9 protein-coding genes and 2 riboswitches are annotated in these 12,184 nt (G+C 65.7%); of the genes, 7 read left to right on the top strand and 2 right to left on the bottom strand.

Translation table 11 applies throughout. The features are described from left to right. The first annotated feature begins 133 nt into the window (after window positions 1-133). Window positions 134-613, top strand: coding sequence for a DNA starvation/stationary phase protection protein (locus LDO86_RS03830; RefSeq protein ID WP_018772030.1), 480 nt, complete (start codon window positions 134-136; stop codon window positions 611-613). A gap of 81 nt (window positions 614-694) precedes the next feature. Here LDO86_RS03830 and LDO86_RS03835 read toward each other — a convergent pair whose 3' ends face one another. After that, window positions 695-2,254 (bottom strand): MFS transporter, encoded by a 1,560-nt coding sequence (locus LDO86_RS03835; RefSeq protein WP_018772029.1) that lies wholly within the window; start codon window positions 2,252-2,254, stop codon window positions 695-697. 85 nt (window positions 2,255-2,339) lie between these two features. Here LDO86_RS03835 and LDO86_RS03840 point away from each other — a divergent pair, with 85 nt between their 5' ends. The 4 genes from LDO86_RS03840 to LDO86_RS03855 all read left to right on the top strand — a co-directional run bounded on the left by LDO86_RS03840 (window position 2,340) and on the right by LDO86_RS03855 (window position 8,856). Beyond that, window positions 2,340-2,876: a TetR/AcrR family transcriptional regulator gene (locus LDO86_RS03840; RefSeq protein ID WP_018772028.1), complete on the top strand. Its 537-nt coding sequence runs from the start codon at window positions 2,340-2,342 to the stop codon at window positions 2,874-2,876. A 93-nt stretch (window positions 2,877-2,969) separates the two neighbouring features. Further along, window positions 2,970-3,067, top strand: a riboswitch (glycine riboswitch). Between the two features lie 26 nt (window positions 3,068-3,093). Continuing rightward, window positions 3,094-3,201: riboswitch (glycine riboswitch) on the top strand. Window positions 3,202-3,254: 53 nt separating this feature from the next. Beyond that, a complete protein-coding gene (gene gcvP, locus LDO86_RS03845; RefSeq protein ID WP_224084285.1) occupies window positions 3,255-6,113 on the top strand; it encodes an aminomethyl-transferring glycine dehydrogenase in 2,859 nt (952 codons plus the stop codon). Between the two features lie 11 nt (window positions 6,114-6,124). Further along, a complete protein-coding gene (gene gcvT / locus LDO86_RS03850) occupies window positions 6,125-7,273 on the top strand; it encodes a glycine cleavage system aminomethyltransferase GcvT (RefSeq protein ID WP_018772268.1) in 1,149 nt (382 codons plus the stop codon). A gap of 143 nt (window positions 7,274-7,416) precedes the next feature. Continuing rightward, window positions 7,417-8,856: an L-serine ammonia-lyase gene (locus tag LDO86_RS03855; protein ID WP_224084286.1), complete on the top strand. Its 1,440-nt coding sequence runs from the start codon at window positions 7,417-7,419 to the stop codon at window positions 8,854-8,856. Window positions 8,857-8,902: 46 nt separating this feature from the next. Here LDO86_RS03855 and LDO86_RS03860 read toward each other — a convergent pair whose 3' ends face one another. Continuing rightward, the gene (locus LDO86_RS03860) at window positions 8,903-9,448 is read right to left on the bottom strand and encodes a TspO/MBR family protein (protein WP_026265810.1); all 546 of its coding nucleotides are present in this window, start codon (window positions 9,446-9,448) and stop codon (window positions 8,903-8,905) included. A gap of 121 nt (window positions 9,449-9,569) precedes the next feature. Between LDO86_RS03860 and LDO86_RS03865 the strand changes: the two genes are divergently transcribed. Next, on the top strand, window positions 9,570-10,703 hold the full coding sequence (locus LDO86_RS03865) for a peptidoglycan bridge formation glycyltransferase FemA/FemB family protein (protein ID WP_018769526.1): 1,134 nt from the start codon (window positions 9,570-9,572) through the stop codon (window positions 10,701-10,703). 132 nt (window positions 10,704-10,835) lie between these two features. Further along, complete coding sequence (locus tag LDO86_RS03870; RefSeq protein ID WP_018769527.1) at window positions 10,836-12,152, top strand: peptidoglycan bridge formation glycyltransferase FemA/FemB family protein; 1,317 nt, start codon at window positions 10,836-10,838, stop codon at window positions 12,150-12,152. Window positions 12,153-12,184: the final 32 nt, after the last annotated feature.

Consider the following 12,184-nt stretch of genomic DNA (forward strand, 5'->3'; position numbering starts at 1 on the left):
CGCAATATGAATCACATTCGTTTATGACTTCCTTTCCAAATTAGTAAGCTCACTGAGAAATTGCCGAAAGCCCTGCCGCCGCTAGGTGCTCGGCTGGTAGCGTCGGCCGTATTGGACCACTTGAGGAGGACGCATGAAAGCTTCACCGACACTGACCAACAATCTGCAGGCTGTCCTGGCCGACCTGATCGAACTGCACGTCCAGGGCAAGCAGGCGCACTGGAACATCGTGGGCACCAACTTCCGCGACCTGCACCTGCAGCTTGATGAGATCGTCGACGCTGCCCGCCAGTTCGCCGACGACACAGCCGAACGAATGCGCGCCCTGCATGCACTCCCGGACGGCCGCAGCTCCACCGTTGCCGAAACCACCAGCCTGGCCCAGTTCCCTGAAGGGCTGATCAGCACTACGGATGCCATCGAGCGGATCGTTGCCGCCATGGAAGCCGCCGTGGGCACCATGCGCAAAGTCCATGACGAGGTGGACGAGGAGGATCCCACCTCCGCGGACCTCCTGCACGAGTTCATTGCCCGGCTGGAGCAGTTTGCCTGGATGGTACAGGCTGAAAACATGAAGCCGACCGCCAAGGTCACAGCCGCCGACTCCAAGTAGCCGGCAGCCACCCGCCTGGACCCTTTGGGCGCCTGGTATCGGAATTAATCCGGTACCAGGCGCCCTTTTTGTTTCGCTTGGTCAGGCCGCTTTCGGCACCTTCCGCAGCACGACGGCGGCGAGGACTGCCGCCGTCGCCATCAGTACCAGCCCAATTGCCGCAGTGATGTGCACGCCGGAATCAAACGCTGACGCCGCAGCGTCCCGGACGGTGTCCGACAGGGAAGCGGGCAGCAGGTTTGCTGCTTCCACTGCGCCGGCAAGTGTTTCCCTCGCGCTGTGCAGGGAGGAGCCGGGCAGCATGCCGTCAAGGCCTGCGGGCAGCCGCAGGTTCTGCTGGTAGGACGCCGTCAGGATGGAGCCCAGTACCGCCGTGCCCAGCAGCGACCCCACCTCGTAGCCGGTCTCGGAGATTGCCGCGGCAGCGCCTGACTTCTCCGGCGGCGCGGACCCGAGGATGAGGTCGTTGGAGATGGTTTCGGCCGTACCCACGCCCAATGCAAGGACCAGCAGGGCTGCCAGCAGCAGCGAGGGGCCGCCGTCGTGATTCCCGAATGCGACCATGGTGTAGCCGGTGGCACTGAACGCCAACCCCGCTGCCACCACGTATCCCGGGCGGACCTTGCGGACCAGCGGCACCACCACCAGGCCGGCCACCACCGTGGCGGCCAGTGCCGGGATCATGGCAACGCCGGCTGCGGACGGCGTCATTCCCTCGAGGAGTTGGAGGTGCTGGGCGAGGAACAGGATGAAGCCGTTGAAGGAGAACAGGGCAAGGATGTTGGCGCTGATGGCCATGCTGAACACCCTGTTCCGGAATAGGGACATGTCCAGCAGGGGGTGCGCCAGCCGCTGCTGCCGCTGCACGAACACCGCCCCCATGGCCAGGCCGAAGGCGATGGCGCCCAGACCTGCCGCCCCTGGACCTTCGGTGGCAACTGCCTTGATCCCGTAGACAACGGGCACCATGACCAGCATGGAGAGCAGGATGCTGGGGATGTCCACCTTGCCGGGTGCCGGATCCTTCGATTCCGGGATGAGGGCCGGTCCAAACGCCAGCAGGGGGAGCATGAGGGGGACCGCCACCAGGAAGACGGCACCCCACCAGAAGTGCTCCACCAGCCAGCCGCCGAAGATCGGACCCAGGGCCGCGCCGCCGGAGAATCCGGCGGCCCAGATGGCGACGGCCAGCCTGCGGCGATTGGGCTCGGGGAAAATGTTGCGGATCAGCGACAAGGTGGACGGCATCAGCATGGCGCCGAAGAATCCCAGGGCGGCGCGGCCGGCGATGAGCCATTCCGGCGCGGGTGCAAAAGCCGTCGCAACGGACAGCGCGGCAAAGCCGATGCTGCCAAGGATGAGCAGCCTCCGCCGCCCAATCCGGTCGCCGAGGCTTCCCATTGATACCAGCAGCCCGGCCAGCACCAGGGGGTAGGCGTCAACGATCCACAGCAGCTGCACGCCCGTGGGTTCCAGGGCCCGGGCGATGGCCGGCAGCGCGAACGTCAGTGCGGTGTTGTCCACCGCCACCAGCAGCACGGGAAACATCAGGAGCCCCAGCGCCAGCCAGTCGCGCCACGGAGGACGCACGGAAGTGCTGCTTGCCTGCCCGGTTGCCGAACTCTCGATGGAAGTGGTCATAAGATAACTATACCGTCCGGACGGTATAGTTTAAAAATGCGATGGTTTTCCTTATTCCTGCGCGGGGGAGGGCATGATGGAGGGCATGCCCCGAAAGCCTGTTGCCCGTGACGCGGTCCTTGACGCCTTCGAGTCCCTGCTGATTGAAGTGGGTGAGCGGGCGGCCACCCTCGATGCCGTGGCGCGCAGGGCCGGCGTATCCAAAGGCGGCCTCCTCTACCACTTTCCCAACAAGGAAGCCATGATTGCCGTGTTGCTCGACCGCCTGGAGGGCCTGGCGGGCGAGGATGCCGATGCCATGGCGTCGGCAGCTGAAGGCGCCGCGGCCTACTTCATCCGTTCCTCGGTCTGGGCGGATACCCCTTTGGACCGTGCCATCGTGGCCGCCACCCGGCTTGCAGAGGTGGCCCACGAGGAGACGCGGCGCCGCTTCGCGGCCATCCAGCAGCGCTGGCTGGACGAAATTGCTGCGGATGTGGGACCTGGACTGGCCAAGGCAGTCCTCTATATGGGGGACGGCCTGTACTTCAACGCCATGCTGTCCGTGGCCCCTGCGCCGGCCGGGGGAGCGGCCGCTGACGTGGAGGAACTCCTGGCCGCGCTGGAACGGCTCCGCAGGTAGCTCCGTCATTTGCCGGGAGGGGTTGCCGCGTAGAACAATAGAAAGTTGTGAGGGCTGTCACCGGCCTTCATGATCCAACAAATGAATAGCCTTTGATCTGCGGCGGGAGAGTTCTGCCGGAAGTACAGGCAGGCGCCGTAGGAGCAAATCCTCCCCAGGAATCTCGCAGGCCCCCGTACCGCCGCGGCGAGGCACCTCTGGAAAGCAGCAGGCAGTCTTATTCTCTTTTGGAGAGGTAGGGACTGTTGTGCTCACCGACGGTGCAAGCGGGTCCTGCCCAGGCAGGGAACGCGGAAACTCTCAGGTCCAATACAGAGCGGGGAGGAACCCGAATAGCTGTGGCGTACCCTTCGCCGCCTGAGTAAATGGAGTTCCTTCGTGTCGGTTACCCCAGCCTCCACCACTTTCGTAGACCGCCATATCGGCGCGCGCCGCCAGGCCGACGTCGACACCATGCTCAAAGCCGTAGGCTACGACTCGGTCGATTCCCTTGTGGACACCGCGGTTCCCAAGGTCATCCGCCAGGACACCGCCCTTCGCCTGCAGGACGCCCTCAGCGAGGTTGAAGTCCTCACGGAACTGCGGAAGCTTGCCGCCAAGAACAAGACGGCAGTCCAGATGATCGGCCAGGGCTACTACGACACCGTGACTCCACCGGTGATCCGCCGCAACATCCTGGAATCCCCGGCCTGGTACACCGCCTACACGCCCTACCAGCCGGAGATTTCCCAGGGCCGGCTTGAGGCGCTGCTGAACTTCCAGACCATGGTGCAGGACCTTGTGGGCCTGCCCATCGCCAACGCTTCGCTGCTGGATGAAGCAACGGCGGTGGCCGAGGCCGTGCTGCTGATGCGCCGCGCCAACAAGACCAAGCCCGCGGCAGACGGCAAGACCGTCCTGGACATCGACGTGCTGCCGCAGACCATCGCCATCGTGCTGGGGCGTGCGGAGGCGCTCGGCTTCGAGGTGGAGGTCGCCGACCTGTCCAAGGGCCTGCCCGAGGGCGACATCAACGGGATCGTGCTGCAGCAGCCCGGCGCTTCCGGCCGCGTCTGGGACCAGTCCGCGGTGATCTCTGCAGCGAAGGACCGGGGCGCGCTGGTCACGGTCGCTGCGGACCTGCTGGCCCTGACACTGATCACACCTCCGGGCGAGCAGGGCGCGGACATTGCCGTCGGCTCAGCCCAGCGCTTTGGCGTGCCGCTGTTCTTTGGGGGCCCCCATGCCGCCTACATGGCTGTCCGCAAAGGCCTGGAGCGTTCCTTGCCTGGCCGCCTGGTTGGGGTGTCAAAGGACGACGCCGGCACGCCTGCCTACCGGTTGGCCCTGCAGACCCGCGAGCAGCACATCCGCCGCGAGAAGGCCACGTCCAACATCTGCACCGCCCAGGCGCTGCTGGCCATCGTTGCGTCCATGTACGCCGTATACCACGGCCCCGACGGCCTGAAGGCGATTGCCCAAACGGCGCACCGCCACGCCCGTAGCCTGGCGGCCTCGCTTGCGGCCGCCGGCGTCGAGGTGCTGCACACGAGCTTCTTCGACACCCTTACGGTCCGGGTCCCCGGACGGGCTGCTGGCATCATCGCCGACGCCGAGGCGCGGGGCATCAACCTGCGCAGCGTCGACGCCGACACCGTAGGCATCGCCCTCGATGAAACCACGACGGTGGCCATCGTCGCCCAGGTTGCCGACGTCTTTGGCGCCACGGTTGCCGAGGTCCAGGGCGAGGGCCAGGGCTTTGGGCTGGAGGCCGCCGTCGAGCGTTCCTCCGACTACCTGCAGCACCCGGTCTTCAACACGCACCGGTCTGAAACCCAGCTGCTGCGTTACATCCGCAAGCTCTCGGACCGCGACCTGGCGCTGGACCGCACCATGATCCCGCTGGGTTCATGCACCATGAAGCTGAACGCCACGGCCGAGATGGAAGCCATTTCCTGGCCGGAGTTTGCCTCGATCCACCCGTTCGCCCCGGACTCCCAGACCGAAGGCTGGCGCGAACTCATCGCCGGCCTGGAAGCGGACCTCGCCGAGATCACCGGGTATGACCAGGTGTCCATCCAGCCCAACGCGGGCTCGCAGGGCGAGCTCGCCGGGTTGCTCGCGATCCGCGGCTACCACCATTCCCGGGGCGAGCAGCAGCGCAACGTGTGCCTGATCCCGGCCTCGGCGCACGGTACCAACGCCGCCTCCGCCGTGCTCGCGGGCATGAAGGTGGTCGTCGTGGCCACGGCTGCCGACGGCACCATCGACCACGACGACCTGACGGCCAAGATCGAGGCCAACAAGGACGTCCTGTCCTGCATCATGATCACCTACCCCTCCACCCACGGTGTCTACGATGGGGATGTCCGCGAAGTCTGTGACGCTGTGCATGCTGCCGGCGGCCAGGTCTACATCGACGGCGCCAACCTCAACGCCCTGGTAGGGCTGGCCCAGCCGGGCCAGTTCGGCGGGGACGTGTCCCACCTGAACCTGCACAAGACCTTCTGCATCCCGCACGGCGGCGGGGGACCCGGCGTCGGGCCCGTTGCCGCCAAGGCGCACCTGGCACCGTTCATGCCGGGCGACGCGAACAAGGCGGCGCACGAAGCCGGGCACGGTGTGGCGATCTCGGCGTCCCGGTTCGGTTCGGCCGGCGTGCTGCCGATTTCGTGGGCGTACGTGAAGCTGATGGGCGGTGAGGGCCTGACCGAGGCCACCAAGTCCGCGCTGCTGGCGGCCAACTACGTCGCGTCCCGCCTGAACGAGTACTTCCCGGTCCTGTACACCGGTGAAGGCGGGCTGGTGGCGCACGAGTGCATCCTGGACCTGCGCGAACTCACGGCGAAGACGGGGGTGACCGCAGAGGATGTTGCCAAGCGGCTGATCGACTTCGGTTTCCACGCCCCCACCCTGTCCTTCCCGGTGGCGGGCACGCTGATGGTGGAGCCCACCGAGTCCGAGGACCTGGCGGAGATCGACCGCTTCATCGAGGCCATGATCAGCATCCGCAAGGAAATCGACCAGGTGGCCAATGGCGACTTTGCCGTGGCGGACTCACCGCTGCGCCGCGCACCGCACACGGCGGCCGCCGTCGTCAGCTCTGACTGGGACCGCGCCTACCCCCGCGAGCAGGCGGCCTTCCCTGCCCACCACAAGCAGGACAAGTACTTCCCGCCCGTGGGCAGGATCGACGGCGCCGCCGGGGACCGGAACCTGATCTGCTCCTGCCCGCCGCTGGAAGACTTCGAAAACTAAGGACCGGCGCCATGACCGAGAAATACACCGCGCTTTACGACGAGCACAAGAAGCTTGGAGCTTCCTTCACGGACTTCGGCGGGTGGCAGATGCCGCTGAAGTACAGCTCGGAGCTTGCTGAACACCACGCCGTCCGCAAGGCTGCCGGCCTGTTCGACCTTTCCCACATGGGCGAGGTCTGGGTGACCGGCCCGGATGCCGCAGCCTTCCTGGACTACGCCCTGGTGGGAAAGATCTCCGCCATGGCCGTGGGCAAGGCCAAGTACTCGCTGATCTGCAACGAGGACGGCGGCATCATCGACGACCTCATCACCTACCGACGCCCTGCCGCGCAGGACGGCACCGACGTCTTCCTGGTGGTGCCCAACGCGGGCAACGCCGCCGTGGTCGCCGCAGCCCTGCAGGAACGGGCCGCCGGGTTCGATGTTGTAGTGGAGGATGCCTCAGCCCGCACGTCGCTGATCGCCGTCCAGGGCCCCAAGGCCCAGGAACTCCTGCTGCGCCTGGTCCCGGCCGCGCAGCACGCACTGGTCACCGAGCTGAAGTACTACGCCGCCGTCAGCGTGCCGCTCCTGGTAGGCGGCGCCGGAAAGGAACTCCTGCTTGCGCGCACCGGGTACACGGGTGAGGACGGGTTCGAAATCTTCGTGGGCAACGACGATGCCCCCGCGCTGTGGCAGTCACTGATCGCCGTCGCCGACGACAGGGAACTGACCCCGGCAGGCCTCGCCTCCCGTGACTCCCTGCGCCTCGAAGCGGGAATGCCCCTGTACGGCAACGAACTGTCGCTGCAGGGCGACCCGTTCGCCGCCGGCCTCGGCCCCGTCGTCGCGCTCTCCAAGGAAGGCGACTTCGTCGGCAAAGCCGCCCTGGCCGCCAAAAAGGAAGCCGGAGCCGGCAGCACCTCCGGCCGCCGCCTCGTGGGGCTCAAAGGCCAGGGCCGCCGCGCCGGACGCGCGCACTACCCCGTCCTCAAGGACGGCGCCACGGTTGGCGAAGTCACCTCCGGCCAGCCGTCGCCCACCCTTGGCTACCCCATCGCCATGGCCTACGTCGACGTCGAATACTCGGCACCCGGCACCGCCCTCGACGTGGACCTCCGTGGCAAGGCGGAGCCATTCGAAGTCGTCGACCTCCCGTTCTACAAACGCCAAAAGTAAGCCCTGTACCGCACCGTGGCCGGGCTTCGGGTCCGGCTCTGCCGGCCCCTGGTGCGCATGGACCGGTGTGTCGAGGCTGACAGGACGTACAGGAAGTGGGTTGAGCGGCAACCGAACCAGATTTAGTTAGGAAATACCCCGTTATGGCTGTTGGTGTCTTTGACCTGTTTTCGATCGGGATTGGGCCTTCGTCTTCGCATACTGTGGGGCCGATGCGGGCTGCTGCGGTGTTCGCTGAGGAGCTCAAGGGCCTGGGTGTCCTGGGTGATGTGGCGGGGTTGCGGGTTGATTTGTATGGGTCGTTGGCGGCGACGGGTCATGGGCATGGGACGATGACCGCCGTTTTGTTGGGGTTGGAGGGGTTCCATCCGGAGTTGATCCTGCCCGCCGAGGTGGAGGAGCGGCTGGCCTCGATCGCGGAGACCGGGGTCCTGAACCTGGCCGGTTCGGTGGCCTTGCCGTACGGGGTGAAGGATATGGTGCTGCGGCCGTTGACGGTGTTGCCGCGGCACACGAACGGGATGACGTTCACGGTCACTGATGCGGCCGGGGAGGTGCTGCATGCGGCGACGTTTTTCTCGGTGGGTGGCGGGTTCATCGTCCGGGAGGGCGAGGAGGACGCGGCGCAGCAGGAACTGGACGCGTCCAAACAGGAGCTGCCGCTGCCGTTCCGGACCGCGGCGGAGCTGCTGGGGCACTGCGCGGTGACCGGGTTGGGCATCGCCGATGTGATGCTCGTGAACGAAAAAGTCTCCCGGGACGAGGAGCAGATCCGGGCGGGGCTGCTGCAGATCTGGTCGGTGATGGAGGGCTGCGTGGCCGCCTCGTTGAGGCGGGAAGGGGTGCTGCCGGGCGGGTTGAAGGTCCGCCGCCGCGCCCCTGACTGGTACGACCGGTTGAAGAAGGAATCCGCGGGCGGCCCGGTCGAGGAGACGGATGCGGCGTGGGACGCGGGCCCGTTCGATGCCAGGTATTGGCAGGAGTGGGTTAATTTGGTGGCGTTGGCGGTGAATGAGGAGAACGCCTCCGGCGGGCGGGTGGTCACCGCCCCGACGAACGGGGCGGCCGGGATCATCCCCGCGGTGCTGTTCTACGCCCTGCATTTCGCCCCGGGCATGGACAAGGCCACCCAGGAGGACCGGGACGCTGTGGTGGTGCGGTTCCTGCTGGCCGCGGGCGCGGTGGGGGTGCTGTACAAGGAACAGGCCTCGATCTCCGGGGCCGAGGTCGGCTGCCAGGGCGAGGTGGGGTCGGCGTCCTCGATGGCGGCCGCGGGCCTGGCCGAGGTCATGGGCGGGACCCCGGCGCAGGTGGAGAACGCCGCGGAAATCGCGATGGAACACAACCTGGGCCTGACCTGTGACCCGATCGGCGGGCTGGTCCAGGTCCCCTGCATCGAACGGAACGCGATCGCGGCCGCGAAAGCGATCAACGCCGCGAAAATGGCGCTCTGGGGCGACGGCACCCACCGCGTGTCCCTGGACGAAGTCATCATCACCATGCGCGAAACCGGCAAGGACATGTCCTCCAAATACAAAGAAACCGCCATGGGCGGCCTCGCCGTCAACGTCGTCGAATGCTGATCCCCACCTGGCAACGCGACGCCACAGGCCACGCGGAGACCATCGCTTAGTTATGCGCCGCGGCCCACCAGTTCAGGCTGGCCGCAAACACCAGCCATGACACGTAGGGCAGCAGGAGCAGCCCGGCCGTGCGGCTGATGGGACCAAAATACACAACGGTTACTGCGACGGCGGCGATCAGGGCAAGGACGATGGCCAGCCCCAGCCACAGGGCCGGCGTGCCAAGGGCGGGGTAAAGGGCGAAAAACGCGGGGGTCCAGGCAAGATTGAGGACCAGCTGGACGGCGTAGGCGGCCATTGCCGGACGTGTCCTGCTGGTCCGCCGGCGCCAGACCAGCCACGCTGCGACAGCCATTGCCGCATAGAGGACGGTCCAGACGGGACCAAACACGCCGTTGGGCGGGGACCAGGGCGCCTTGTCTGCGGTGGCGTACCAGCCGGAGACATTGGCCGCCGAGGCCAGGCCGCCCAGCGCCGCCACCAACAGTGACGCCACCAGGAATCCGATAAGCGCGGCCACCTGCACCCCGGCGCTGTAGGGCTGTCCGTCGCTCCCCGTGCGGGCTGTAGTCTCTTCCCCATCCGGCCTCATGCCTACACCCTTGTTGACCGCCAACAGCGGCGTCAAGCGGGCATTCTGAACGCGGATGCCGCCCGTGCACCGCCGGTCGGCGAAAAGCCGGAAGCACATCAGGCTTTAGACTTGAGGCTGCATGTCCGCACGCACCCAGAACTACCGAAACCGCGCACAGACCCGATTGGACAAGGCCCCCTTGCGACAATTCACCGCACGTTTTGCCACCGCCGAGGAAATTGAAAACTGGGACAAGCACGTCACGGCCAATCCGAACGGCGGCAATATGCTGCAGTCCGCCGCCTATGCATCGGTCAAGAACGGAAGCGGCTGGAAAGTCCGGTTCCTGGTGCTGGAAAGCCCCGGAAACTCCAGCTACAACCTGGTGCTGGAGAAGAGCTTCCCCGTCCTGGGACGGTTGTGGTACCTGATCAAGGGCCCCGACCTGGCCGATGCAGCGGACCTCGGCCCCGTCCTTGAATCCGTTGCCGCGTTTGTCCGCGGCAGGAAGCTGAATGTCTTCAACATCAAAGTGGAACCGGACATTATCGACTCCGACGAGGTGCAGAAGGAACTGCGCGCGGCCAACCTGGTGAAAGCGCCCAATATCCAGTCCAACGACTCCACCGCCCTGCTGGATATCTCCGGCTCCGAAGAGGCAGTATTCAAAGCCATCTCCTCGCGCGCCCGCAATGCCATCCGGCGTGCCGAACGCGAAGGCTGCCAGGTGGTCCGGCAGGAACCCGGACCTGAAACCTACCGCGCCCTGTACGACCTGATGGTCAACACCGTCAGCGCCAAGGGATCCATGCCCCTGCGGAGCTACGATTACTACGCACAGTTCTGGGATGAGTTCAGCAACCGCGGCCAGGGCAACTTCTTCTTCACCTACGAGGACGGAAAGCCCAGCGTGGGCGCATTCGTCATCAACTACGGTGCCAAGGCAACCTACAAGGACGGCGGTTCCACCCAGAACCGCAAACAGTACGGTGACTCGCACCTGGTCCAATGGGCGGCCATCCGCCGGATGCAGGAACTCGGCTGCACCGAGTACGACTTCTGCGGCACGCCTCCAGCTGCGCGCATCAAGGACAAGACCCACAACCTTTACGGAATGGGCATGTTCAAGACCAGCTTCACCAAGACAGTGACCGACTTCGTGGGCTGCCACGACTACGTCCTGTCCCCGCTGCGGCACCGGCTTTGGGTCAAAGGCGGCGAAAAGATCTTCCGCCGGATTGAAACCGCACGGACCGGCCAGCAGTTCTACTGACCTGCAGCCGCCAGACCCGCAAAGCTCCCGCGACCCCCGCCGGACCAGCACGCCCGCGTGCCGGCCGCCCCGAACACCGCCCGCCCATCGCGCGCCCACCAGGCCGCGAAGAGTCCAGAAGAAGGTCACCCCTTGAATCCAGTTTCCGCCGCTACCGGGCTTGAATACGCCAACCTCAGCGACGCCGACTTTGAGGCCTTCGCCCTGAAGCACCCGCAGAACAGTTTCCTGCAGTCCATTGATTTTGCCCGTTTCCAGCGAGCACGCGGCCAGCAGGTGGAACTCTTCGGAGTCCGGCGCAATGGGGAACTCGTGGCGGCAGGAAAGCTCAACTACACCACAAACCGCCTCGGCTACACCGTCTGTGAATGCGCCAAGGGCCCCCTTATGGACTACACGGACCGGAACCTGGTGGGCGCCGTCGTCGAGCTTCTCCGCAAGCACGCGGCAGGCCGCAAAGCCGCTGAACTGCGGATCTCGCCGAACGTCAGGTACATCGCCCGGGACGCCGACGGCGCCGAGCACCCCGACGTCGAGGACAACCGGCCCCTGGTGGCCGACCTGGAACGGCTGGGGTTCAAGCACCAGGGCCTGGACATGAACTTCGTCAACGTCAACTGGATGTTCATCAAGAACCTGGTGGGCATCCAGGACGCCGAAGAACTGATCATGAGCACCAGCTACCGGACGCGCAAAGCCATCCGCAAAGCGGAAAAGAACGGCGTCTTCCTGGAACAGGCCACCCTGGACACCCTGGACGACTTCTACGGGGCCCTGAGCCGGGCCGGTGACGAAAAAGGATTCGTCTACCGCGAACGCGCCTACTACGAACACCTGCTCCGGACCACCACCCCGGAATTCACCAAGCTGATGATGGCGAAGATCGACATCCCGGCCTACCGGAAATCCATCACTGAGCGCCTGGAAACGGAGTCAGCCACCGCAGCAGATCTCCGCCGTGAGGTGGAGGAGACCGGCAGCAAAAAGAAGGCCAACCGGCTCAAAGTGGTACAGGACCTGGTGGACAGCTACGAGCGGAGCCTGAAGGACATCGAAAGGTTCCCCGACTCCGTGGGGACGGCCACCGTGGCAGCCATCCACTTCGTTTGCTACGGCGATGAGGTGGTGTGCGTCATCGGCGGCACCGTCCAGGACTACATCTACTTCAACGGCGCAACCTCCCTGTACTGGGGAATGATGCTGCATGCCCTCGAGAAGGGATACCCGCGGTACAACTTCTACGGCACCTTCGGCATCTCCGGCCAGGACGAGGAAGGCCACGGCGGCTACGAATTCAAGAAGGGCTTTGGCGGCGAAGTGGTCCAGCTGGTGGGAGACTTCGTCGTGCCGGTGCGGCCCGCCGTCTTCCATGCCAACAGGCTCGCCAGGTCCGCTGCGGCCGCCGCCCGCACGCTGCTGGGCAAGTTGCCGCTGAAGCGTGCAGCCTGACCGTCCATAAACCGCGTACAGGGAGGAAGCGG

This window comes from Arthrobacter sp. StoSoilB19 (assembly GCF_019977275.1).
GTDB lineage: Bacteria > Actinomycetota > Actinomycetes > Actinomycetales > Micrococcaceae > Arthrobacter.